The 24,633-nt window shown below is 65.7% G+C and carries 20 protein-coding genes and 1 tRNA gene; 6 read left to right on the top strand and 15 right to left on the bottom strand.

Annotated features, from left to right (window positions below; translation table 11 throughout):
* The first annotated feature begins 38 nt into the window (after positions 1-38).
* Positions 39-767 carry an ABC transporter ATP-binding protein gene (locus B0I08_RS04525; protein WP_425432986.1) on the top strand — a complete coding sequence of 243 codons (729 nt, stop codon included), beginning with the start codon at positions 39-41 and terminating at the stop codon, positions 765-767.
* 48 nt (positions 768-815) lie between these two features.
* Positions 816-1,745 (top strand): hypothetical protein, encoded by a 930-nt coding sequence (locus tag B0I08_RS04520; RefSeq protein WP_245884526.1) that lies wholly within the window; start codon positions 816-818, stop codon positions 1,743-1,745.
* Between the two features lie 68 nt (positions 1,746-1,813).
* Here the strand turns inward: B0I08_RS04520 and B0I08_RS04515 are convergent, their stop codons facing one another.
* The gene (locus tag B0I08_RS04515) at positions 1,814-3,067 is read right to left on the bottom strand and encodes a CDP-glycerol glycerophosphotransferase family protein (protein WP_146134314.1); all 1,254 of its coding nucleotides are present in this window, start codon (positions 3,065-3,067) and stop codon (positions 1,814-1,816) included.
* A 139-nt stretch (positions 3,068-3,206) separates the two neighbouring features.
* On the opposite strand from B0I08_RS04515, the gene B0I08_RS04510 reads away from it, so the two are divergent.
* A complete protein-coding gene (locus B0I08_RS04510; protein WP_181243217.1) occupies positions 3,207-4,460 on the top strand; it encodes a CDP-glycerol glycerophosphotransferase family protein in 1,254 nt (417 codons plus the stop codon).
* Complete coding sequence (locus B0I08_RS04505; protein ID WP_106210282.1) at positions 4,457-6,100, top strand: CDP-glycerol glycerophosphotransferase family protein; 1,644 nt, start codon at positions 4,457-4,459, stop codon at positions 6,098-6,100. The genes B0I08_RS04510 and B0I08_RS04505 overlap by 4 nt, the downstream gene beginning before the upstream one ends.
* Positions 6,101-6,159: 59 nt before the next feature.
* Here the strand turns inward: B0I08_RS04505 and B0I08_RS04500 are convergent, their stop codons facing one another.
* A complete protein-coding gene (locus B0I08_RS04500) occupies positions 6,160-7,209 on the bottom strand; it encodes a glycosyltransferase family 2 protein (RefSeq protein ID WP_106210280.1) in 1,050 nt (349 codons plus the stop codon).
* Between the two features lie 114 nt (positions 7,210-7,323).
* The gene (locus B0I08_RS04495; RefSeq protein ID WP_245884521.1) at positions 7,324-8,667 is read right to left on the bottom strand and encodes a S1C family serine protease; all 1,344 of its coding nucleotides are present in this window, start codon (positions 8,665-8,667) and stop codon (positions 7,324-7,326) included.
* 161 nt (positions 8,668-8,828) lie between these two features.
* On the opposite strand from B0I08_RS04495, the gene B0I08_RS04490 reads away from it, so the two are divergent.
* Entirely contained in the window at positions 8,829-10,031 is a 1,203-nt protein-coding gene (locus B0I08_RS04490; RefSeq protein WP_106210276.1) for a pyridoxal phosphate-dependent aminotransferase, read from the top strand.
* Between the two features lie 75 nt (positions 10,032-10,106).
* Here B0I08_RS04490 and B0I08_RS04485 read toward each other — a convergent pair whose 3' ends face one another.
* The 10 genes from B0I08_RS04485 to B0I08_RS04440 all read right to left on the bottom strand — a co-directional run bounded on the left by B0I08_RS04485 (position 10,107) and on the right by B0I08_RS04440 (position 19,158).
* Positions 10,107-11,867: a sensor histidine kinase gene (locus tag B0I08_RS04485; protein WP_245884519.1), complete on the bottom strand. Its 1,761-nt coding sequence runs from the start codon at positions 11,865-11,867 to the stop codon at positions 10,107-10,109.
* A complete protein-coding gene (locus B0I08_RS04480; RefSeq protein WP_106210272.1) occupies positions 11,857-12,246 on the bottom strand; it encodes a response regulator in 390 nt (129 codons plus the stop codon). Before B0I08_RS04480 ends, B0I08_RS04485 begins: the two co-directional genes overlap by 11 nt.
* On the bottom strand, positions 12,243-12,674 hold the full coding sequence (locus B0I08_RS04475) for a response regulator (RefSeq protein ID WP_245884517.1): 432 nt from the start codon (positions 12,672-12,674) through the stop codon (positions 12,243-12,245). Before B0I08_RS04475 ends, B0I08_RS04480 begins: the two co-directional genes overlap by 4 nt.
* A gap of 85 nt (positions 12,675-12,759) precedes the next feature.
* Entirely contained in the window at positions 12,760-13,584 is an 825-nt protein-coding gene (locus B0I08_RS04470) for a carbon-nitrogen hydrolase family protein (protein ID WP_106210270.1), read from the bottom strand.
* Between the two features lie 24 nt (positions 13,585-13,608).
* The gene (locus B0I08_RS04465) at positions 13,609-14,745 is read right to left on the bottom strand and encodes a mannitol-1-phosphate 5-dehydrogenase (RefSeq protein ID WP_106210796.1); all 1,137 of its coding nucleotides are present in this window, start codon (positions 14,743-14,745) and stop codon (positions 13,609-13,611) included.
* Positions 14,746-14,771: 26 nt separating this feature from the next.
* A complete protein-coding gene (locus B0I08_RS04460) occupies positions 14,772-15,206 on the bottom strand; it encodes a PTS mannitol transporter subunit IIA (RefSeq protein ID WP_106210268.1) in 435 nt (144 codons plus the stop codon).
* 91 nt (positions 15,207-15,297) lie between these two features.
* Positions 15,298-16,815, bottom strand: coding sequence for a PTS mannitol transporter subunit IIBC (locus tag B0I08_RS04455; protein ID WP_106210266.1), 1,518 nt, complete (start codon positions 16,813-16,815; stop codon positions 15,298-15,300).
* Between the two features lie 4 nt (positions 16,816-16,819).
* Positions 16,820-18,502 carry a phosphoenolpyruvate--protein phosphotransferase gene (gene ptsP / locus B0I08_RS04450; RefSeq protein ID WP_106210264.1) on the bottom strand — a complete coding sequence of 561 codons (1,683 nt, stop codon included), beginning with the start codon at positions 18,500-18,502 and terminating at the stop codon, positions 16,820-16,822.
* A 46-nt stretch (positions 18,503-18,548) separates the two neighbouring features.
* Positions 18,549-18,812: an HPr family phosphocarrier protein gene (locus B0I08_RS04445; protein WP_106210262.1), complete on the bottom strand. Its 264-nt coding sequence runs from the start codon at positions 18,810-18,812 to the stop codon at positions 18,549-18,551.
* Positions 18,805-19,158: a PTS sugar transporter subunit IIB gene (locus B0I08_RS04440; RefSeq protein ID WP_106210260.1), complete on the bottom strand. Its 354-nt coding sequence runs from the start codon at positions 19,156-19,158 to the stop codon at positions 18,805-18,807. Before B0I08_RS04440 ends, B0I08_RS04445 begins: the two co-directional genes overlap by 8 nt.
* A 177-nt stretch (positions 19,159-19,335) precedes the next feature.
* Here B0I08_RS04440 and B0I08_RS04435 point away from each other — a divergent pair, with 177 nt between their 5' ends.
* Positions 19,336-21,255, top strand: coding sequence for a BglG family transcription antiterminator (locus B0I08_RS04435; RefSeq protein ID WP_106210258.1), 1,920 nt, complete (start codon positions 19,336-19,338; stop codon positions 21,253-21,255).
* Between the two features lie 96 nt (positions 21,256-21,351).
* On the opposite strand, the gene B0I08_RS04430 is transcribed toward B0I08_RS04435, so the two are convergent.
* Together B0I08_RS04430 and B0I08_RS04425 are read right to left on the bottom strand one after the other, a co-directional pair.
* Positions 21,352-21,425, bottom strand: a tRNA-Met gene (locus B0I08_RS04430).
* Between the two features lie 204 nt (positions 21,426-21,629).
* Positions 21,630-24,551: a UPF0182 family membrane protein gene (locus B0I08_RS04425; RefSeq protein WP_106210256.1), complete on the bottom strand. Its 2,922-nt coding sequence runs from the start codon at positions 24,549-24,551 to the stop codon at positions 21,630-21,632.
* Positions 24,552-24,633 lie beyond the last annotated feature (82 nt).

Here is a 24,633-nt window from a genome sequence, read left to right as displayed (position 1 = left end):
TCCCCGTCCCCGCCGCGGCGGCTGCACCCGCGGATCCCGTGATCCGCGTCTCGGATGCCGGAATTCGGTTTCGTCGCAACCGCCGGCAGCGTCGCTCCTTCAAAGACCTCTTTTCGACACGGGTTCGCCGGACGCGCCCTGGCGAGTTCTGGGCGCTGCGCAACGTGAACTTCACGGTCGCTCCCGGCGAAGCGATTGGCGTGGTCGGCCGCAACGGCCAGGGCAAGTCCACCCTGCTCAAACTGGTCGCCGAGGTGATGATCGCCGACGAGGGCACCGTGTCCGTGAACGCGGGCGTCGCACCCCTGATCGAGATCACCGGCGGTTTTGTCGATGACCTGACGGTGCGCGACAACGTCTACCTGACTGCGGGACTGCACGGCATGAAGCGGGCCGAGATCGACGCGCGGTTTCAGGAGATCATCGACTTCGCCGAAATTGGTGACTTCCTCGACACACCGTACAAACACCTCTCGAGCGGGATGCGGGTGCGCATCGCGTTCGCGGTCATTTCCCGGCTGGAAGAGCCCATCCTGCTCGTCGACGAGGTACTCGCCGTGGGAGACAAGGGTTTTCGGGAGAAGTGTTACCGCCGGATCGAAGAGTTGCTCGAGGGCGGCCGAACCCTGTTCTTCGTCTCCCACAATGAGCGCGACCTGCGCCGCTTCTGCACCCGCGGCCTCTACCTCGATAAGGGCGCGTTGGTGCTGGATGCCCCGATCGACGAAGTGATTGACCGCTACAACGCGGACTACAACACTCCGTAGCGCACGTCGCCATCCCGTTCCCAGCGAGGCGGGCTAGCATTTCTGATCATGTCCCTTGACACACCAGCAAACCCGCATTTCGTGCGCGGTATCGACCGGCTCCTCAGCGTCCAGCGTCCCGTCGTACTCGCCCACATTCGCTCCATCCGCGCGCACAAGCCGGATGCGACCCCGGCGGAACTTATCCGCATCCTCGAACATCGCTACCTGACGACCGTCACCGCGAGCGGAGCCGCCGTCGGTGCAAGCGCCGTGCTGCCCGCGGTCGGAGTAGCCGCGTCCCTCGCGTTGTCCGGGGTGGAGACCGTGGCCTTCCTCGAGGCCAGCGCGCTGTTCGCCCAGTCGGTCACCGAGGTGCACGGAATCGCCGTCGACGATCCCGACCGTGCCCGCGCGCTCGTCATGACGATGATGCTCGGCTCCGGAGGGTCGGAGCTGGTCCGCCAGCTCGCGGGGGAAGTCACCGGCGTGGGGCCGACGCGCACCGGATTCTGGGGTGACCTCGTCACCAAAAGCCTCCCGTCGACCGCCATGGGGCACATCGCCGACCAGATCAAGCGATCGTTTATGAAGAAGTTTGTTGCCACCCAGGGCACCAACATCGTGGGCCGCGCGATCCCCTTCGGGATCGGAGCGGTCATCGGTGGCACCGGAAACAACGTGCTCGGCCGCAAGGTGATCTCGAGCGCCCGCAAGGCGTTCGCCGCGCCTCCTGCGGACTTCCCGCTGATTCTCGCACCGCGAGAGCGCCCCCTGCGCCCGCTCAAGGCGCGGGACTCGGCCGCGGACGGCAAGGGCGAGCGTTCCGGCCCGATGTCCAAGCTGCCGCCGCTACCGAAGTTTCCGCGGCTGCCCGCACTGCCAAAGCGAATCGGCTGGGTCGAGGACGGCGTCGATGAGGTCGACACCGCCTACACCGCGGACAAAGTCGACACCACCGGCAACGTCGACCCCGTCGACCCTCGCCCGACCGCGTAGCGAACTGGCCGCTCGGCTAGACCGCTCGGCTAGTCCGCTCGGCTAGTCCGCTGAGTTAGTCCGGTGGGTTACTCCGCTTTGCCGTTCCTGCCGGCGTGGACATCCCACTCATCCATAAGGTCCTGCACCGCAGCGTGGAGGCGCGCGGTGGCAGCGCCCGGCGACGTGTCGCCGAAGTAGCGCTCCACCCACCAGCTGAGCTTCTGCTTGGCCGCGTCGCTGTACAGCACCCGGTCAACCAGCTCGACGATGTCCGCGCTCTCCGCGGCTTCGAGCCACTCCGCGTCTTCGAGGTAGCCCCCGCGGTCGATTTCGGCACCCGCAGCTACGGGGCGAGTGACCAGGAGCGGCTTTCCTGTTGCGAGGCGGTCGTAGATCATGGCGGAAATGTCGGTGATCGCGACATCCGTCATCGCCAATTGCCACCCGAGCGCGCTCGAGGTGTCGTACACGTGCTGGGCTGACGGGTCGGCGGCATTGGCGCGCGCGATCGCCGCGATGATCGACCGGTTGGCTCGGGCGTATCCGTGGTCGACGACACCACTACGCGGGTGCGGACGGTAGATCACGCGGTGCCTGCCCGTGGCCAGCAGCCCGTCAACGAGTCGTACCCCGTGGCTCGCAACGGATCCGTAGGCGGCCGCGGGGCGGTCGCCCTCCCAGGTCGGTGCGTACAGCACGGTGGTGCGGTCATCGCTGGGGTAGGGCGGGGTGCCGGTGAGGTGATCCGCCTGCGGCCGGCCGATCATGCGGGTGCGTGCGTCGAGATCGAAGTTCCACAGCGTGCGCTCGAGGCGGTCCCGCGCTGCTTCCCCCGCGATCAGGCTGTAGTCGTAGGCCTTGAACTGGTTGGTCGTCATGTACATCTTGTCGCTCTCACCGTGGTTGATGAAAACGTGCCACATTTCGCCGTACCGGAACATCTGGAAGTTGCGCGCGTTCTGGTTGATGTAGAACACGATGCGCAGGTCTTGCTCGTCCACAAAGTTCTCGAGCGACGCGACGCTGCGCAGGTAGACGACGGGAACCGGGGCCTCGTCCCAGAGGGCAAGAGCCGCCGTGGGCGAGCGGGAGATGATCGTCACCGGCCAGGTCTTCGCAAGCTCCGCCATGGGGGCGTACCACTGCCTGACCTGGTAGAGATTGACCTCGTCGTCGGCGAAGTAGATGGCGATCTGGACGCTTTTCGGAGCCGGGAGAGGGTGCGTGCGCAGCGCAGCATTCACCCGACGACGGCTTTTCCTTATCCGCAGAAGGTTAACAACTACCCTTCGTGCGGTTACCAACTCTTTGTGAATACGCAAACTTTCCTCCAGTCCCATTAGAACAGGGACTGCGCAGCAATCCGTGCCACTCTCGCGTCCGTTACCCACCCGATACCGCCCGCGGAGACGTCATTCGGCCGGGTGAGGCGCGGTGCGAGGCGCCGGGCGCACGGCCACGGCTGCTAATGTCGCTCAGGTGAGTCGCTTTACCTTCGCGAAGGGCAACACCAAGAAGGTGCTCGCGCTCCCGGTTTATGGCCTTGGCGCGCTCGCCAGCCTTCTTGTTCCCCGCCGCGCCGGATCCTGGGTATTCGGCTGCGGCAGCGGCGTCGGCGAAGGCGCGCTTGCCCTGTTCCTCCACGCCCGCGAGGCGGACCCCACCCTGTCGATGGTGTGGCTTGCACGCGATGAGCGGGATGCCACGGAGGCGAGTTCCCTCGACATCCCCAGTGTTCCCGTCACCAGCTGGCGCGGTTTCTGGCTGACCCTCCGTGCCGAGGTTCTCGTGGTGACGCACGGCTTCGGCGATGTCAACCGGTTCGGCACCCGCGGCGGGTTCATCGTGCAGCTCTGGCACGGGATCCCGCTGAAACTGATCCACCTCGACTCCCCCGCGACGCTACGAATCCCGATCTTCTCCTCCTCCCGCGTCCTGCGTGCGGCACTGCGGCGCCTGTACCGCGGCGCCGCGCGGGGCATCAGCCTGTTTCCGGTCGCCTCTCCGGTCGCCGCGGAACGCATCCGTTCCGCCTTCGCGCTGGGCGCCGACCGGGTGGTTGTCACCGGCGACCCCCGCGACGACGTGCTCTCACACGCAACCGCAGCAGAACGCGCGCAACGCGCTCGGGCGCTGCTCGCCGAGCGGTTGGCCACACCCCTGCCCGCCGGGCGGGTGCTGCTCTTCGCTCCGACCTGGCGCGATGGCGCCGCCGACCCGGGAATACCCACCGACGCGCAGTGGGCCGCGCTCGGGGCCTACCTCGAGCGCACCGAAAGCGTCCTGGTGATCCGGCCACACCCGCTGAGCGTCGGGGAGTACGGCGCCGGGCCCACCAGCTCCCCGCGCATCCGGATGCTCGCCTCCGCGGCGCAGCCCGACGTCACCCCGGTGCTCCCCGCGGTCGACCTCCTCATCACCGACTACTCATCGATCGCCTACGACTTCGCCCTCACCGGCGGGGAGATGATCTACCTGGCCGCCGATGTGGCCGCCTACACCGCCAGCCGTGGCCTGTACGAGCCCTACGAACGGTTCAGCGGCGGACGTGAGGTGAACTCCTGGGATGCGGTGCTCGCCCTGCTCGAGCGCCGCGATGCCGATCCCGAGCTGCGCCGAGCGTTGCGCGAGCACACGGAAGCCATCGCGCGCTCCCACCACGCTTTCCGCGACGGCCGCAACACCGCCAGGGTGTTCGACGCCATCGTTACCTCTTTGAAGGGCCGTGCATGACCTCGGGACTCCCCCACCTCGCGCTCGCGCTCGACACCGTGCGGGTGCACAATGCCGAGTCCGGCGGCGAACCGCAGCTCCTGGTGGGAGGCTCCATCGCGGCGCACGTGCCCGCGGCGGTCCTGCCCGCGTCGGCTGTGCCCGCGTCGGTCGTGCCCGGGTCGGTTGTGCCCGCGTCCGTTGAACTCGTCGGCTCCCGCCTGGTCCTGCACGCCGACGTCGAGATCGACGGCGATCGGTGGAGCGCCTACATCCCCCTGCTCACCTCCCGCTGGGGCGGTCCGCGCGTTGCTCCGCCGTCGGGCGAGTACCGGCTGAGGATTATGGGAACGGATGCCGCGGTGCTGACGTCCGCGACATCCACCACACCGCCCCAAGAACCCACCCTCGTGGCCGGGGTCTGCCTCATCGAGTTCTCCTCCGCCGCGTCGAATCCCGTTGGAGCTACTGACGCGACTTCTGGCGGCCCTTCTGACGCGCTCACGGTGACGTTCTCGGCCCCGCTGACCGCGTCAGAGCGGGGTCCCGCGCAGCAGGCCCGCCTCGAGGCGCAGTACCACGCAAGCAAGCCGACGCCGTTGAACGCGGTGTTCTTCGAGAGCTTCTACGGGCAGAACGCCTCGTGCAACCCGCGGGCGCTCGACCGTGAGATCGCCCGCACCCACCCCTCCGTGACGCGTTACTGGAGTGTGGTGGACGCGTCCGTCGAGGTACCGGCCGGTGGCATCGCGCTGATCGAGGGCAGCGAAGAGTGGTGGCGTGTGCGCGCCGGTGCCCGCCTGCTGGTGGTAAACGACTGGCTGCGCAAGCGGTTCCGCCGCCGGGCTCACCAGACCGTGCTGCAGACCTGGCACGGAACTCCTCTGAAACGCATCGCTCTTACCCGCAGGGGTCTTCGCCCGCGCGCGGCGCTGGCGACCCTGCGCGAGCGTGCCCGCTGGGACATCCTCCTCTCTCAAAACACCTACAGCACCCACTTCTTTCGCACCGCGTACGCCTTCGCCCACCCCTGGGAGGAGGGTTACCCGCGCAACGACGTTCTCGCGGGCGACGCGGGCGCAGAACGGGGGCTTGAGCTGCGCGACCGTCTCGGTGTTCCGCGCGACGCCACCGTGGTGCTCTACGCACCCACCTGGCGTGACGACCACCCCGAGGAAGTTGACCAGCTTGACGTCGCCGCGTTCGCCCGCGAGCTCGGCCCGGGGTATTTCACGTTGATCCGCGGCCATTCCCGAACGCTCCGCGCCGCCCAGGACGTGCACGCCGCGAACGTTCTCGACGTGACGAGCTACCCGGACGTGGCCGACCTGTTTCTCGTCGCCGACGCCCTCGTCACCGATTACTCGTCGGCAATGTTCGACTTCACCGTGACGGGCAAACCCATTTACTTCTTCACGCCGGACCTCGACCGCTATCGCGACGAGGTGCGCGGTTTCTACTTCGACCTGCTCGCCGTGTCGCCTGGACCCGTGTCGGAGTCTGCGGAAGACCTGGTTGCCAACCTGCGCTCCCCCGATGCTGCCCGGGAGCGGTTCGCGCATCGGTACGCGGCATGGGTGGCACGTTTCAACTCGCTCGACGACGGCCACGCGTCAGAGCGGGTCGTGCGGCGCCTGGAGGCACACGGGGCGATCGGCTGAGATCTATCGGCTGGAATTCATCAGCTGAGACTTATCGGATGAGACTTATCCGCTGACATTCAGCCGGCGCTGCGTGAGGTGTCCAGTGTGTCGCGCCCGCCCCGGAGGATGCCGCGGAGAAATCCTGCTCCCCAGCTGAGGTGCATGGTGGGCAAGACAATGAGAAAAATCAGCCGGTCGCGCACGGTCTCGCCCGGTTCGCGAACAAAGCTGACCCAGACGACGAGCAGCAGGTAGGCCACCGGGGCGAGGTAGACCAGCGACGCGATCACGCCCAGCAGGCCGCTGAGCACACCGGTGAGCTGCAGCGCCAGCACAATGACGGCGACCGGAACGGCGAGTACCAGCAGTGGGGGCGCGAAGAAGCGCCACGGGTTTTTGGTGCGATACCGCCGCACCAGTTCGGCCCGCCACACCCCGGTGGTGAAGAACTGCCTGGCGAGTTTTCGCCAGTTCTCGCGCGGCCAGTAGGTGACCGTGAGCTCGGGGTCGAACCAGACCCGATGACCGGCGGCACGGATGCGCAGGTTCAGCTCCCAGTCTTCGCCGCGGCGCAGCGATTCGTCGTACAGCCCGACATCCAGCAGCACCTCGCGTCTGAACACCCCGAGGTAGGCAGACTCGGCCGGCCCCTCCGCTCGCCCACTGTGATAGGCACCACCGCCGAGCCCGAACTTGCTGTTGTACGCGCGCGCGACGGCCGACTGGAACGGGGTACGCCCCTGACCATTCATCAGGCCGCCAACATTGGCGGCGCCGGTGCGCTGAAGGGTCTGCACCGCGCGAAGGGTGTAACCCGCGGAGAGCTCCGAATGGGCGTCGACGCGCACAATGATCGGGTGCTCGCTCGCTCGTACGGCAAGGTTCATGCCGACCGGGATATGTGTCTCGGGGTTGTACACGAAGGTGACCCGAGGGTCGTCGCGCAACAGCTGCTCAACCAGCTCGGTCGTACCGTCGGTCGACGGGCCGAGGGCGAGGATCAGCTGCTGTGCGCCGGGATACTCCTGGCGGAGAATCGCGGAGACCGCGCCTGCGACGTAGTCGACCTCGTTGAGCACCGGCATGACGTAGGAGACGCCGGGATACGAGTCGTCCTGGGGGGCCATGAATTCCAATACGTCGAGCTGGCGGGAAGATGAGCCTACCAGCCGCCCACCCAGAGCGGAGGCGCGGCACCCGGCACGATGTGCCCGCTGCCGCGCCTCCCTAAGCGACCCTGACTACTGCAGCTCGCCCACGGTAACCGTCGCGGTGCGGGCCTCGCCGCCGCGCACGTAGCCGATCTCGGCGCTCTCGCCCGCGGCAAGGACACGCACCTGGGCAGTGAGGTCGGTGCGGTCGGTGATCGGAACGCCGTTGAATTTCGTGACGATGTCTCCGGACGTGAGACCGGCGGCCTCGGCGGCTCCGCCGCTGGTTACTTCCTGAATGCTGGCGCCGACGGTGGTCGTGTCGGGGTTGGATGCCAGGGTGACGTCAGCGACGTTCGCTCCCAGCAGGCCGTGGGAGGCAGACCCGTCCTCGATCAGTTCCTCGGACACGCGCTTGGCGAGGTTGGACGGCACGGCGAATCCCACACCGATGCTACCGGCCGCGGAGCTTCCGCCGGCGCTCGCGATGGCGACGTTGATGCCGATGACCTTGCCGTCGGCATCGAGCAGCGCACCACCGGAGTTGCCGGGGTTGATTGCCGCGTCCGTCTGGATAACGGGGAGGGAGATGGTGGAGGTCGCGGTGGTGGGGCGGTCCTCGGTACCGGGAACGTCGAAGTTCCAGAAGTCGAACGGGCTCTCCGTGTCCGGCTCGCTCCCGTTGTCACCGGTGTCTGCCGAGCTGTCCGGCACGGCCGACGACGCGACGGTAATGCTGCGGTTGAGGGCGCTCACGATGCCGTTGGTGACGGTTCCGGCGAGCCCAAGGGGGGCGCCGATGGCGATGGCGGTGTCACCGACATTGAGCTTCGAGGAGTCCGCGAACTCGAGGGGCTGCAGGTCGGTCACATCGTCGATCTTGATGACGGCGAGGTCGACGACCGGGTCTGTGCCAACGAGTGTCGCCGTGAGCAGGCGTCCGTCGGCGGTTTCGACCTCGATCGACGCGGATGCCGCGGCGCCGTCGAGAGTGACCACGTGCGTGTTGGTAAGTACGTAGCCGTCCTCGCTGAGAACAACACCCGACCCGGTGCCCGCGGTGTCGCCCGAGGAGGCGCTGATCGTTACGACAGAGGGCGACGCAGTTGCGGCCACAGCGGTGATCGTGGTGGCGTCGTCGGCGTCGTTGACGGTAATGCTCGCCGGAGAGGCAGATCCGCCGGTGGCGCTGGACGAGTTCGCGTTCACGGCCCACATGCTGACGCCGGCGCCGGAGAGGCCACCGACGAGCGCACCGACCGCGAGGGCGGCGATGATGCCGACACTCGCGGAGCGCTTGGGCGACTCCGGGGTCGTTGCGGCTGCGGGGTAGGGAGCGGTCTCAGGAGCGACGGGCGGCGGCGGGGTGGGCGAGGTGTAGTACACCGGAGCGGGCACCGGTGTGGGGGTGGGCTCGTGGGGCGCGTCGGTCATGGGAATTGCTCCTTTCAGCGGTGTCAGCATTCACCGCTTACCTGAGCATATTATTTGACTGCGCTGGGAGCCCGCTGCCGATGCCGGTGGGCGCCGGCCGTTCGTTGTAATACGGCGGCACCCGCGCGCGTCGATTGCCGGGGAACGGGTAAATTGGCGGGATGACAGTTAGCGGCTCCTGGGAGCGGGCAGCGCGCGGCGCGATGTTGCTCGGCCCCGACGGCGACCTCAAGACCACCATCTTCGCGGAGATGTCCGCCCTCGCGGTGTCCACGGGCGCGATCAATCTCGGGCAGGGGTTTCCCGACGAAGATGGCCCGGAGGCGGTTCTCGAGGCGGCCCGCCAGGCAATCACGGACGGCATCAACCAGTACCCGCCCGGCCGCGGCCTGCCGGTTCTGCGGAACGCGATCGCCGAGCACCAGCGCCGTTTCTACGGGGTCGAGCTCGACCCCGACCGCGAGATCCTCGTCACCGTCGGGGCGACCGAGGCCCTCGCCGCCACCATCCTGGCCCTGACCGAGGACGGCGACGAGATCGTCACCTTTGAGCCGTTCTACGACTCGTACGCCGCGATGATCGGGCTCTCCCGCGCGAAGCACGTCACGGTGGCCCTGCGTTCGCCGGATTTCCAGCCCGACCTCGATGAATTGCGGGCCGCGGTGAATGACCGCACACGGATCATCCTCATCAACAACCCCCACAATCCCACCGGCGCGGTCCTGTCCCGCGAGGCGCTCGCCTGCCTCGTCGAGCTCGCCCAGAAACACGACGCGATCATCGTGTCGGACGAGGTCTACGAGCACCTCACCTTCGGTGTCGCGCACGTGCCGATCTGCACCCTGCCCGGCGCTCGCGAGCGAACCATCACCATCTCCAGTGGCGGCAAGACCTTCAACACCACCGGCTGGAAGATCGGGTGGCTGAGCGCGCCCGCCGAGCTGGTCGAGGCGGTCGTGGCCGTGAAGCAGTACCTCACCTACGTGGGCGGCGCTCCGTTCCAGCCGGCCATCGCGGTCGGGCTGGGTCTGCCGGACAGCTATTTCACCACGGCCGCAGCAACCCTCGCGGCGAAGCGTGACATGCTGTGCGCCGGCTTGGTGACCGCGGGATTCTCCGTCTTCCCTCCCCAGGGTGGCTATTTTGTGGTGGCGGATGTCGCGCCGCTGGGGTTCGCGGATGCTGCCGAGTTCTGCCGCCAACTCCCCGCCCTCGCGGGAGTGGTCGCGATCCCGGTCACCGCGTTTGTGCGCGAGACGAACCGCGCCGAGTACCGCTCGCTGGTGCGTTTCGCGTACTGCAAACAGGTGAACGTGCTCACCACCGCGTCGGCTCGGCTGGCCGCGCTCTCCACACGGGCCTAGCAGTACACCAAGCTCGCCCGGCTAGCGAACCGAGCCGGGCGCCTTCGCCTGTGCTTGCGCCTAGCGAACGGACGCTTAGCGAACCGCGCTGGTCTGCGCCACGAGCGGAATCGTGACGCTGAAGCACGTGCCCACGCCCTCTTCGCTCTCCACGCCCAGGTCGCCGTGGTGCGCGGTGACGATCGCCTTGGTGATGGTCAGCCCCAGTCCCACACCGGGCACGGCGTTGCGGGTGGCCGTCGTCGCCCGGAAGAACCGGGAGGAGAGCTGGTCGAGCTCCGACGCGGCAATGCCGATGCCGGTGTCTCGCACCCGGATCACGGCATGCTCGTTTTCGGCGGAGAGCGACACCGTGACCGTCCCGCCGCGCGGGGTGAACTTGACGGCGTTGGAGATCAGGTTGTCGCAGGCCTGGCCGAGGCGGATCGCGTCGCCGTGCACAACGGGTGTTGTGTCGGGCAGTTCCTGGATGATTGTGATGCCCGCCGAGGCGGCAATGGGGCGAGCTGACTCGACGGCCGCGCTGACGATCCGGTCGAGCTCGGTGTCGTGCGCGTCGAGCGGAAACTTGCCGGATTCCACCTGGGCGGTGAACAGCAGATCTCCAACCAGGCGCAGCAGCCGGTGGGCGTTGCGCTCGGCAACCCCGAGGTACTGCTTCTGTTCCACCGACAGCGGGTTGTCCTCATCGTCGCGGAGCAGCTCGAGGTAGCCGAGGATCGAGCTCAGCGGCGTGCGCAGTTCGTGGGAGATGAGCCCAACGAACTCGTCCTTCAGCCGGGCGACCTCACGCGACTGGGTGACGTCGGTGGCGACGAAGAGGTACCCGGAGGTTTCCCCGTCGTCGTCCACGCGCTTGGTGACCGAGAGCAGCACGGGAATCGTCGTGCCGTCGTCGAGCACATAGGTCCACTCGCGGCTTTCGGCCTGACCGAGTCGTGCGGACTCGACGAGAGCGGAGAATCCGGGATTGAGGACGGTCTCCCCCGGCGGGTAGTTGAGTTCGCGTGACCGGTCGTTGAGTTCGGCGGGAACGTGGAAGTCGAAAACATAACGCTTGTTTTCGACCTCGGACCCGTCGAGTTTGAGCAGCTGCACCGCACCGGGGTTCCAGGCATCGATCAGGCCGGTGACGTCGGTGCCGATGACGGATTGCTCGGTGACCGCGGCCCACACATTGCGGAACAGGCGGTCGCCCGACCGGATCTGCGCCTCGCTCTCCTGCAGCTGGTTGGCGAACTCGACCGTGCGCTGGAGGATCACTTCTTTGTCGTCAGCGAGGCGGCGGATCGCCTCAAGCTGCACCTGGCTCTGGCGGGACAGCTCATTCACGATGGCTGCGGCCAGACCAAAGATCAGGGGTGTGAAAATACCCCGGACGATGCCGCTGATCTCGACCTCGGGTACGAGACCAAAAAAATATGGTGCATACAGGGCGATGGATGTCCCGGCGATGGCGATCAGGATGTGCTTGCGCCCGCGCTCCGCAGCGATCCAGACCACCGGAAGAATCAGGATGGCGCTGAACAGCGAGAGCGCGGCTCCGGTGCCAGCCCTGAACGCTCCGACCGCGAGCATGTCTATGACGGGCACCAGGAGCACGAGGTGTTCGTACTTCGGCATTCGCGTAAACAGGGCCGCGAGAACGGTGGCGACCACCATCAGCGCAATACCCAGAACGGCGGTGAAGTCGTCGGTGACCTCGATGCCGGGCACCACCAGAATCAGCAGGAGAGCGCAGGCGAAGGCAACGGCCGTCGGAAGCTGCTTGAGTGCGGGGGTTGGATGGTCCACCGAGATGAAACCCATCATCGTGGACCACAACTTAGGCGTCAACGCCCGACTCCTGCTTCAGCCACGCCACCAGCGCGCGGGGACTGAACGGCTTGGGCAGGTAGTCGCTGGCCCCCGCCTCGCGACCCGCCGCACGCGCCGCCTCGTCCACCGCCGCGGACAGGAGCAGAATCCGCAACGACACCAGCGTCGCGTCGGCTCGCGCGAGCCGGCACACGTCCAGCCCGGTCAGTCCGGGCATTGCGACGTCGAGGATCGCGAGATCGGGATGAAACTCCTGGATCGCGCCCCAGGCGCGGTCGCCATCTTCGACGGAGGCAACAACGTCGTAGCCAGCCCGGGCGGCCGAGATGGCCACCAGCGCGCGGATGTCTGCATCGTCATCGGCCACAACAACACGGCGCGCGGTCTCTGTCGTCATTCAGGCACACATTCTTCTAGCACCTGCAAGATCTGAGCGCGGGTGAAGGGCTTCGGCAGGATCGCCTCCGCCGGAGGAAAATCTATCCGGTCGAGTACTGAGGTGACCACTATGGCGCATTCGGGGCGATCGGCGCGTAGCCGACGCACGAGTTCCCACCCGTTCATTCCCGGAAGCAGCAGATCGATGATGGCGAGATCCGGCGTCTGCAGGAGGTACGCGGCGATGGCGTCCTCCGCGTTCTGCACCGCAATCACGGTGCACGACGCCCGTTCCAGGTACGTGCGAACCAACTCCCGTTGGTCGTCGCTGTCCTCGACAACGAGCACCCGCGCCCGTGGAGTTACCGTCGTCTCCGGAAGTCGTTCGGCAGCCGCGTTCACCACCGTGGCCGAACGCGTTGAGCCCGCCCCGCGGGATTCACACACTTACTGACATTCATCACTGCCCCCTGTACCCCATTATCCACCTTCGAGGCTGAGCCACCTAGACGGTTTGCCCCGGCGACGCCACTCACCCGGCGCTTCGCGCGATGACGTCGAATCTCCGCAGCGCGAGCGCGGGGTTCAGGGTTCGCACCGCGGCAACTCGCTCGGGAGAAACGACGGCGCAAGCGACATCCGCCAGCTCCCCCACGGTCGCGATCTCGACACCCATCGGGTCGACAATCATGCTGTTGCCCACCCCAATCGGGGGTGTGTGGTCGGCCGCAGCGACGTAGATGGTGTTCTCCAGGGCCCGGGCGGTGACCAGCGTGCGCCAGTGATGTTCCTTGAGCGGACCGCGCACCCACTCCGAGGGGACAAGCACGAGTGTGGCGCCGGCGTCCACCAGGCGGCGCGTGATTTCTGGAAAGCGCAGGTCGTAGCAGGTCTGCAGCCCGACGGTGAGTCCGTGGAACTCGAAGGTTTCCGGGGCTTCGATCGCGCCGGGACGCACCCACTGAGACTCCTCTGCGCCGAACGCGTCGTAGAGGTGCAGCTTGCGGTAGGTCGCGACGAGCTCCCCGCCGGAGCTCAGGGCGACGAGCGTGTTCGAAAATCGGGAGGATTCATCAATTTTCTCGACGAGGCCGGCGACGATGTGTACCCCGAATTGGACGGCCAGTGAGGAAAGAGCCGTGGTGAACGTGCCGTCGAGGGGCTGCGCACCGTCGACGAGTTCCTGGCCGAGGTCGGGAACAAAGAAGGACGAGTACTCGGGGAACACCACGAGCTTCGCCCCCCGAGACGCGGCGGTCGCGGTCAGCTCGGCGATGGTCGACAGGTTGGTGTCGATATCGGCCACCGGCGCGAACTGGGCGACCGCGATCGTCGTCTCGAGGGGTGAGGTGCTCATGCGGCAAGCCTAGAGGTGTGCTTGTCAGCTCGTGTGGAGGCGAACCTGAGCGAGAACGGCAGCAAAGAGAGGATGGGTGTCATCCAGTCCCGTCACCGTGCCCACGAATTGCTCGGGTGTGGACGACGCGAGCAGTTCCTTCATCTCGACGCTCTGCGGGTCGTCGGCGACATCGAATCCGAGAGTCACTCCCATCGTGCGTACGAGGGCCTCGGGCACGATGCCACGCTCGGCAAGCTGCGCGGCCGGCCCAACGAAACGCTCGTTGCGGCCGAGCTTGCGCAGCGGCTGGCGCCCGACCCGCTCGACGGTGTCGCTGAGGTTCGGGTTGGCGAATCGCACCATGTTTTTGTCGATGTACGCCTGCTGTACCTCCGGGTCGAAGCCATGCTTGGCGACCAGCAGCTCCTTCGTCTCCGCGAGCACCGCTCGAACCTCGGCGATGACGGCAGGAAGCGCGAACGCCTCGGACATCGTCTCGACGCCCGCACGGAACCCGTGGTACGCGGCAGCCGCGTGGCCCGTGTTCACGGTGAAGAGTTTGCGTTCGATGTAGGGCGCGAGGTCGTCGACGAAGTGCGCTTCCGTGATCGTCGGCGGGGTTGCCCCGAACGGCGCACTCTCGATGGCCCACTCGAAGAAGGACTCGACCGTGACGTTCAGACCGCTGCCCTCGGCCTGGCCGGGAACGATGCGGTCAACGGCCGTGTTCGCGAAGATGGCGCCGTCCGCGGCGGACGCCTCGGGCAGGGCCTTGAGGATCTCGGCCTTCAGCAGGTCGGTGGCGTTGATCGCGTTTTCGCAGGCCATTACCGTCAGGGGCGCGAGGGCGGGGTCGCGCCGCAGGATGGCCGCCGCGATGACCGGGGCGACGAATCGCAGCACGTTCGGTCCGACGGCGGTGGTCACGACATCGGCGGTGGCAATCTCCGCAATGACCTCGTCTTCGTGGGTGGCGCTGTTGATGGCCCTGTAGTTGTTGACCGTCCACTCGGTTGCGCCTTCGCCGACCTCGGTGACGAGGTAGCTGTCGCTGGCGGCGAGCGCGTCGATGATCTCCGCGTTGACGTCGGCGAAGACAACTTCATAGCCCGCATTGTGGAGCAGGAGACCGACGAAGCCGCGGCCGATGTTGCCCGCTCCGAAGTGCACTGCCTTCAGGTTTGAGGTGCTGGTGCCGGTGGCGCTCATTCGTTGATGTCGCCCAACTGCTCGAGAACGGCCTCGGGCGTCTCCGCCTTCAGCAGTGCCGCGACATCGTCGTCTTCGCTGAACACGATCGCGATCTTGGAAAGGACCTCCATGTGGCCGCCGTCCTTACCCGCAATGCCCACAACGAAGCGAACCTCGTTGCCGTTCCAGTCGATGGGCTGGTCGTAACGCACAAAGGACAGGGCCGAGCTGAGGATGGTGTCCTTGCCCTCGTTGGTGCCGTGGGGAATCGCCAGGTAGTTGCCCATGTACGTGGACACGGTGGCTTCGCGGTCATGCATAAATGCGATGTAGTCGGGGGTCACCGCTCCGGAGGCGACGAGGAGGCGACCTGCCTCTTCGATGGCTTCAGCGGGCGTGGTCGCCGTTCCGTGCAGATTGATCTGGGCGAGCTCAAGTACCTGGCTCATACGATTCCTCTATTCTTCCTGGCTTTTCTGGTGAATCTATGGTGAAACGGGGAACCGGCCCCGGTGCGCTGCACCGGGGCCGGTAGGGGTGTTACTTGCCGTTCTGCTGCGCGACGAGGGCAACGACCTCGTCGTACTTCGGGCTGTTCATGAAGTTGTCAACCGAAACGTGGTTCGAGTTCGGAGACTTCTGGCGAGCACGGTCGGTGAGCTCACGCTGCGTGATCACGAGGTCGGCATCGCCGGTCAGGTTGGCGATCGACTGGTTCACGACGGTGACCCCTTCGATTCCGGCCTTCTTGATCTTGTTGCGCATGACCGTGGCACCCATGGCGCTCGAGCCCATACCTGCGTCGCAGGCGAAGACGATCGAGCGGATCGGGGCCTCGGTCAGCGTGGTGCCGGCGGCCGTGGCAGGAGCGGCAGCGCTCTGGCCGAGGAGGCTTCCTACGGAGCTTTCCTTGCCCTTGTTCGCTTCGTTCTGCGCAACGGCTGCAGCGAGCTTGTCCTCACCGGCGGCCTCGGCCGCGAGGTCAGCCTTACGGCTCGAGCGAAGGATGATCGATCCGATGAGGAACGAAACGGCCGCGGCACCGATGACCGAGACGATCACTCCGATGTAGCTGTCGCTCGCGGTCTGCGCAAGCACCGCGATGATGCTTCCCGGCGAGGCAGGTGCTCGCAGGCCGGCCTGGAACGCGACGTTGATCGCGACACCGGTCATACCACCACCGATTGCAGCAAGCAGCATCATCGGCTTCATGAGTACGTACGGGAAGTAGATCTCGTGAATACCACCGAAGAACTGGATGATGATCGCTCCAGGAGCGCTGGCCTTGGCGAGCCCGACACCGAAGAAGGAGAACGCAAGCAGGATTCCGAGACCCGGGCCGGGGTTTGCCTCGAGAAGGAACAGGATGGACTTGCCGGTTTCCTCCGACTGCTGAACACCCAGCGGCGTCAGGACACCGTGGTTGATCGCGTTGTTGAGGAAGAGGATCTTGCCCGGCTCGATCAGGATGCTGGCCAGAGGCAACAGGTTGTAGTTCACGAGCCAGTCGACGCCACTCTCGAGGGCGTTGCTGAGACCGGTGACGACGGGAGCGATTCCGAAGAAGGCCGCGATGGCGAGAGCAAAGGCGAGGATTCCGGCGGAGAAGTTGTCCACCAGCATCTCGAAGCCCGCCCTGATCTTGCCGGCCCACAGCTTGTCGACCTGCTTCATGAGGTACGCAGCCCCGGGGCCCACGATCATGGCGCCAAGGAACATCGGGACAGGGCTGCCCACGATGACACCCATCGTCGCGATGGTTCCCACTACTCCACCGCGGACGCCGTAGATCATGCGACCACCGGTGTTGGCGATCAGGAGGGGAAGCAGGTAGGTGATCATCGGGCCGACCAGGCCAACGTTGGCGACGCCATCGGCGTTTTCGCCGAATCCGCCGAGAGCGCCAACCGGGGTGAAGCCGGTTTCGATAAAGAACGCCGTGATGATGCCCCACGCGATGAACGCCGCGATATTGGGCAGGATCATGCCGCTAAGGAAGGTACCAAAGCGCTGGACACCGACCTTGAGGCCGCCAGGCTTGGGTGACGTCGTCGTCATGTTGTTACTCCGATTCAGTGAGTGTGGTGTTGGTGAGGGAGGATGCTGCGGCGGCGACCGCAACGCGGGCCTCCACAGCGCTATTTGCCGAAAGGGCAATTTCGGCGAATTCTTTGGCCTGGTCCAGGGTGAACCGGGAAAGTTCTGCGCGCACGTCGGCGAGGGCGGCGGGAGACATGGAAAGGGATGTCGCGCCGAGGCCGACCAGCACGACCGCCAGCGCGGGATCGGCGGCGGCTTCGCCACAGATTCCCACGGGCTTGCCCAGCAGCGCACCGGCGCGGCCGACCTCGCCGACCAGGCGGAGCACGGCGGGATGCCAGGGATCCTGGAACGACGCTACGGAGCCGAGGAGGCGGTCGGCGGCCAGGGTGTACTGGGTGAGGTCGTTGGTGCCGATGCTGGCGAAGTCGGTGTCGGCGAGGATACGGTCCGCAAGCAATGCGGCGGCCGGAACTTCGACCATCACGCCGGCGGTCGTCAGGCCCAGTTCGCGCGCGAGGGTCGTGAAGTAGCGGGTTTCCTCGACGGTGGACACCATGGGGGCCATTACCCAGAGCTCGGCTTCGGTTGCGGCATCCGCGGCGGCGAGAGCGCTGAGCTGGTCGCGCAGGATGGATTCGTTGGCGCGCAGTGCCCTCAGGCCACGGAGGCCGAGGGCCGGGTTTTCTTCCGGCTCATCGTTGAGGAAGCTCAGCGGCTTGTCGGCACCCGCGTCGAGTGCACGAACAACGACCTTTTTGCCCGCGAACGAGGTGAGCAGCTGCGTGTACTTCTCCTGCTGCTCGGCCACGCTGGGCGCGCGGTCAGAGTCGAGGAAGAGGAACTCGGTGCGGAACAGGCCAACGCCTTCGGCGCCCTTGGCGAGCGCGTCGGCGGCCCCGGCGACGGAACCGAGGTTGGCCAGCAGGGGAACGAGGGTGCCGTCGGCGAGGGCGCCCGGCCCGACGGGGGTCACCGCTGCCGCCGCGCGTGCTGCCATGGTGCTGCGCGCCGCACTGATTTCGTCGTCGGTCGGCGACGCGGTGACGAGTCCCGTCGTCGCATCCACCACAACGGTCACACCGTCGGCGAGCTGCAGCGCGTCGGGTGCCCCGACCACGGCGACGATCGCCTTTTCTCGCGCGAGAATCGCGGTGTGGGAGGTGGGTCCGCCATCGCTGGTGACCAGCGCGAGCACCTTGTCCAGGTCGAGCAGGGCGGTGTCCGCCGGAGCCAGATCACGCGCGACAAGCACGAAGGGGTAGTCGGGGTTGGGAACCCCGGGGGCGGACACACCCTGGAGGTTCGCGACAACGCGCTGGGAAACGTCGTTGAGGTCGGTCGCCCGCTCCCCCATGTACCCGCCCATGCTCGTCAGCAGGTCACGGAACGCGGCAAATGCCTCGAACACGGCCCGTTCTGCGGTTTTGCCCGCCACGATGCGCGTGTCGACGTCGTCGCGCAGCGTGGGATCTTCTGCCATAAACGCCTGCGCTTCGAGCACATCCTTCGCCGCGCCACCGGCGCGCTGTCCTCGGATACGGATGTCGGCGGCCGTAGCCGCAAGGGCTCCGGCAGCGCGCACCTTTTCTTCGTCCGCGGTAACTCCGCTTGAGGCATCCGACGGCTCAGGAAGCGGGTCGGGCATACGAAGGACTGGGCCGAGGGCAAGCCCCCGCCCGATTCCTACACCTTGCAGATTCATGATGCCTCCTGGAGTGGTTGCGTCTCGGTTAAGTGGTGAAAAGTGGTTACGCGTCGTGGTCGGTCGTGAGGAAGGTAGCGAGTTCGTCGAGAACCGCGTCTGCGCCATCGCCTTCGGCGCGAAGGGTGACCTCGTCACCGTGCTCGATTCCCAGCGAGATAACGCCCAGGATGCTTGCCGCATTGAGGGTCTTGTCGCCCTTGGTCAGCTCGACGGCCAGTCCGGAGCCGGCGACGGCCTGGACAAACAGCGATGCGGGACGGGCGTGCAGTCCGTGGGCGGATGCGATCGAGACGGTACGTTCAGCCATGGGGGCTTCCTTCAATTGTGGTGTGGTTAGGTGACAACTCGGGCTGGAGCAGCCCGATGGCGAGATCGAGAACGGCCTCAGGGCCACCGACGGCAAGCGCGGTTGCCGGCAGCAGCGCCGCCGGAACGCCGACGGCCCGCGCCTTCGCGGCAAAGGCGTCGAAGTCAGCGGCGAGGTGGGCGCCAACGAGGAGCACGTCTACGCTCGCGAGACGATCAGCGAGATCATCCCCACTGCCCGCTTCAACCACGAGGGGCAAACCCTTCGAGATCGCAGCGGAGCGCACCCGGCTGGCAACGAAGGTGCTGGACGCGCCGGCGCCGCAGACAATCAGAATTGTGTTCATGGATCGCCTCCTTGCGTTCCCTGCGGTACAGCGAATCGTCGTGCTCGTGCGTGGGTCGTGGTTCTTAGTTATCTTCCACCCGATGCATAGCGATTTCCACCAGTTCTGCTTCCGCACCAGCGGAAAGAGTTGTGCGGAACGCACCCGGCGTGGCCGAACATGGTTAGGTTGCACTAGATGAGCGATAAGTATGAGCGCCTGCTGGACTATTTGTCGCAGACCGACGGCCGGGTCACGGCGGCGGAGCTCGCCGAAAAACTGGGCGTATCCACGCGCAGTGTCCGCAGCTACGTTACTGCGGCGAAGGCCGCAGCCCATCCCCTCCCCATTATTTCGTCCTCCACCAACGGGTACCGGCTCAACCGCGAGGCCTACGCGACATTCTCCAGCGGCACCAGGGTGCGCGACAGCAACACCCCGCGCGATCGGGTGCACCACCTCGTGCGACGCCTCACCGAGGCCCCGGAGGGCCTCGACATCCACTCACTCGCAGACAGTCTCTATGTCAGCGAGTCCACCATCGAAGCAGACCTGCGCAAGGTGAAAGCCCTGGGTGAAGACGCTGGGCTTGGCATGAGACGACACGGCAGCGTCGTTTCCCTTGTTGGCGGTGAAGAAAACCATCGTCGTCTGCTCAGCAAGATCTTCCGCTCCGAGAGCACGCAGGGCTTTCTCGAGCTCGAGACGATGCAGAAGGAGTTCGCGTCCGCCGACCTCGGCGCTTTCAAGACCGATCTCATCTCGATGCTGGATTCCCAGGGCTACTACGTGAATGAGTACGGCGTCAGCAGCGTTCTGTTGCACGTCGCCATCGCGGTCGACCGGGTCGGCCGGGACCAGCCGCTGACGTCGCTCGCGGTCGAGGCGCGGCCCGCCCTCGCCCACACCCCGGTCTCCGCGTCACTGTCCACCCTCGTGCGCAAGCACTTCGACGTCGCCCTCGGTAAAAACGACCTGGAATACCTGTCCAAACTGATGACCACCCGGGTGATCACTCCGGGACAGGACCAGCCCGTGGAAACCGTCGTGCAGAACTACGTCGGCGCGAGCGACCTCGAAACCGTGCGGCGCGTCGTTGCCCTGGTAAGCGAGGAATACCTGGTCGACCTGAACGACGAAGCGTTTATGGTTCGCTTGGCGCTGCATGTCGGCAATCTCGTCGCCCGCGCGCAAGATAATTCGTACTCCAGGAACCCGCTCGTACGGTCAATCAAGACCGCGTACCCGATGATCTACGACGTGGCGGTCTTCATCGCGAGCCAGATCCAGCGCGAGAAGTCGATCGCGATCAACGACGACGAGATCTCGTACATCGCATTGCACCTGGGCTCGCATCTCGAGCGCCAGTCCCGGCGAGAGGAACGAATCACCGCCGCGATCGTCTGCCCCAACTACTACGACATGCACCAGATCCTGCGCGAGCGGATCGAGCGTGCGCTGGGTGACGAGCTCTCGGTAGAGATCGTGGTGACCCGCACCGACGTCGACTGGAACGACTTCTCCACCGACCTCGTCCTCACCACGATCGCCGCGAAGGGCGTCGGTGACAACGTTGTCGTTATCCAGCCGTTCCTCACGGACGGGGACATCGACTCCATCCGCCGGGCGGTGAGCCGACTCCGGCGCCATCGCCGTCGCCTCCGCATCAAGGACGACCTTCTTCTCTATTTCGACGAGCAGCTGTTTTTGCGCAACGTCGAAGCCGAGACAGAAGAAGAGATGATTCGCACTCTCGGAGCAATGATGGTCTCGCGCGGCATCATCGACGAGTCGTATGTGACGGGTGCGATTGAGCGGGAGCGGATGTCGTCGACGGCGTTCACCGACACCATCGCCGTTCCCCACGCCATGGTGATGAGCGCGGCGCGAACCTCCATCGCCATCGCCGTCAACGAGGCGCCGATGGGCTGGGGCGACAACCGGGTGAATGTCATCGCCCTGGTCGCCTTCAGCGCCAGCGGGCGTCGATCATTTCAGACGGTGTTCGATCAATTCGTCGAGGTGTTTGCCGAGCGAACCGAGGTCGCCGAGCTGATCAAACGGTCCGTCGATTTTGGCTCGTTCATCGAAGAACTGGTGCACGTCATCGACCGGTGAGGCGGAGTCATCCGTCGTCCTCCCGCACGCTCTTACTTCACCACAAACAAAAAAGCTCCTGATCAGGAATTCGCCTGATCAGGAGCTTTTGTACTGTTGCGGGGACAGGATTTGAACCTGCGACCTCTGGGTTATGAGCCCAGCGAGCTACCGAACTGCTCCACCCCGCGGCGTAGTTCAAGAGTAACACAGGCCACAGGGACCCCAAGACCACTTGCACACGGTCGCGTGACGTGGCCCGGCCGACGCAACCGCGCTCCACCTAACCGTGCTCAACCTAACCGTGCTCGACGCGTCGCTCTCTACGTCGCTGGCAGAAACACCATGGGCGGCACAGCTTGCGCTGTGCCGCCCATGGTGAGGTGCTGTGGTGCTTACTCGCTGGCCGCCAGCGCGGCCTCAATTGCATTTTGGAGCGCCTCGTCGGCCTGGGCGGCTGCCACGAGGTCGTTCGCAGCGTACGCGGCTGCCCGATCGGTGAGCGCCTGCTGGGCGTCGGCGAGAGCCTGGTCCAGAGCACTGAGGTCGGTCGGGGTCTCGGCGGGAGTCTCGGGCGTCGCAGTCTCCTCCGGCGTCGGAGTCTCCTCGACCGGGGGTGCGTCAGGATCGATTTCCTCGGCCGGGGTCTCGGCCTCGGGGGTCACCCCGTCGCCGGCATCCGCTCCGGAGTCTCCGCCGAAGAGTGAGTCCAGGGCTTCGTCGAGCGTGTCCTCGAACGCGATCTCATCACCGAAGGCGACCAACACCTTGCGCAGCAGCGGGTAGCTGGTGTTGCTGGTCGACTGCACGTACACCGGCTGAACGTACAGCAGGCCGCCACCCACCGGAAGCGTCAGCAAGTTACCCCGCAACACCTCGGTCTCGCCGCGCTGGAGCAGGGCGAGCTGGTTGGCTACCTCGGTGTCGGTATCGAAGCTGTTCTGCACCTGCCCGGGTCCGGGGATGGTGTCACCGGACGGAAGGGTGAGCAGGGTCAGATCGCCGTAATTGTCTCCTGCATCGGAGTTCATCGCGAGATAGCCAGTGAGGACGTTTCGGCTGGTTTCCGCCGTCGAGCGCGGGATGAACGTCGAATACAGCGTGAACGCGGGTGCGTCCTGCCCGGGAACCTGCATCGTCAGGTAGTACGGCGGCTGCAGGGTCGGGCTAGTCGTTCCGGAGGTTGGATCGGGCGGCGTCACCCACTGGTCGTCGCTGGAGTAGAACGACCCCGGATCGGTCACGTGGTACGAACCGAGGATGGTGCGCTGCACCTTGAACAGGTCCGCGGGGTAGCGAACGTGGTCGAGCAGTTGCTCGCTCATCTCTGACTGCGGCAGAACCGTCGACGGGAAGATCTTCTGCCAGGTCTCCAGCACCGGGTCTTCGTCGTCCCACGCGTACAGCTTGACGCTGCCGTCGTAGGCGTCGACCGTGGCCTTCACCGAGTTGCGGATGTAGTTGATGTCATCCACGGCGAAGGTCGGGGTGGGCTGGTTCGTGTCCGCGATCATCTCGCTGAGCTGCTCTACCCGCGAGTAGGGGTACTCGGAACTCGTCGTGTAGCCGTCGACGATCCACACGATGCGACCGTCCACGATGGCCGGGTAGGAATCATTGTCAAGCGTCAGGTACGGCGCGACCTTTTCGACGCGTTCGCTCGGCTGGCGGTCGTACATGATCTGCGACTCGTCGTTTACCGCGTCGGAGAGCACGATCTGCTCGGACTGGAATTTGATCGCGTAGACGAGACGGGTGAACACGTTGTCGAGCGCCACACCGCCGTCGCCCTCGAAGGTGGTGGTGGTATTGACGTCACTCTCGCCACCACCGGCCGGGTAGTCCAGCTCCACGTCGTCGCTGCCCGCGGGCGCTCCAACGATGGAGTATTCCGGAGAACCCTCACCGAAGTAGATGCGCTGTTCGTATTCGCCGAGGGCGCCGGTGCTGGGGATGCCCGCTTCGAGGAAGAGCGGCTGTCCGTCACTGGAGCGTTGGTTGCCGTATGCGGCGACGACGCCGTAACCGTGGGTGTACACCACGGTGTCGTTGTACCAGGTTCGGGAGTCTCCCAGGCCGTCCTGGTTGAGCTCACGCACCGAGATGACGGTGTCTTGGGTCTGTCCGTCGATCGTGTAGCGGTCGACGTCGAGGTTGTCGGGGAATGTGTAGTACTGCTTGAACTGTTCCAGCTGCTTGAACGACTGGGTTACCAGGGACGGATCGATGATGCGGATGTTGGCGGTGGTGGTGGCATCTTCGCGCAATGCCCCGGGGGCGGTGTCGGTCGTCGCGGCATAAGGAATTTCTTCGACATCTGCCACTCCGTATGCCGCGCGGGTAGCTTCAATGCTGCGTTCGATGTACTCGGCCTCGTAGGTGCGAGCGCTCGGCTCGACCTGGAAACGCTGCACGATCGCGGGGAACACAGAGCCGATGATCAGGCCGCTCACCAGCAGCAGCGCGGTTCCGATGATGGGCAGACGCCAGCGTCCGATGATCGCGGTGACGACAAAGAGCAGCGCGACGATCATGGCAATGATGGCCAGGATCCCCTTGCCGGGGATGGTCGCGTTCACCTCGGTGTAGCCGGCGCCCGTTGCGAGGAACCCCGCGCTGGAGTCGGACAGCGTCGTGTACTGGTCGAGCCAGAGGCTGACGGCCTGCAGGGCGATGTAGATTGCGGCGGTGCTGGCGAGCTGGATGCGGGCGGTGCGCGAGATGCGCACTTCGCGGCCGTTGAACCGCAGCGCCCCGTACAGGTAGCTCGTGGCGATGGCGGCGAGGGCCGAGAGCAGTACCACCGCGGAGGCGAAGGAGACCACAGCGCGCCAGAACGGAAGATCGTAGAAGAAGAAGGAGATGTCGAAACCGAACTGGGCGTCGGTCTCACCGAACGGCGTGCGGTTCAGCCACTGCAGAACAACGGGCCAGCGCGACGATGCCGACACACCCGCGAAGATACCGAGGACGGCGGGAATGCCGTAGGTGGCGAGGCGGCGCAGCGGCTCGATGACCTGCTGGTAGCGGTCGAGCTGGGAGTTGAGCTTCGCGTACACGGGTCGCCAGCGGAACGCGACCTCGATGCTTGCCCAGACGGGCACGGCCATAGCGAGGAAGCCGATCAGGAACATCACCGCGCCAGCAGTCCACTGCGTGGTCAGGACATTGAGGTAGCCCAGCTGGTCGAACCAGAGGACGTCGGTGTAGAGGCTCGAAAACACGAAGAACAGCACCACGATGACAGCGAGAACCGCCGCCGTGATCGTGAGCGTCGTTCTGGTTCGGCTAGCTGGGCGGTTGGCGGTGGAACTCAAGACTGCTCCTGGCACTAAACATAGGGGGCTGTGTTAGGCCATCTTAAGGGTCGTTCCTGCAAATATCTCGTGGCTATCGGCT

The sequence above is a fragment of the Glaciihabitans tibetensis genome, from assembly GCF_003003265.1.
Taxonomy (GTDB): domain Bacteria; phylum Actinomycetota; class Actinomycetes; order Actinomycetales; family Microbacteriaceae; genus Glaciihabitans; species Glaciihabitans tibetensis.
This window is presented reverse-complemented; position numbering and strand designations above follow the sequence as displayed.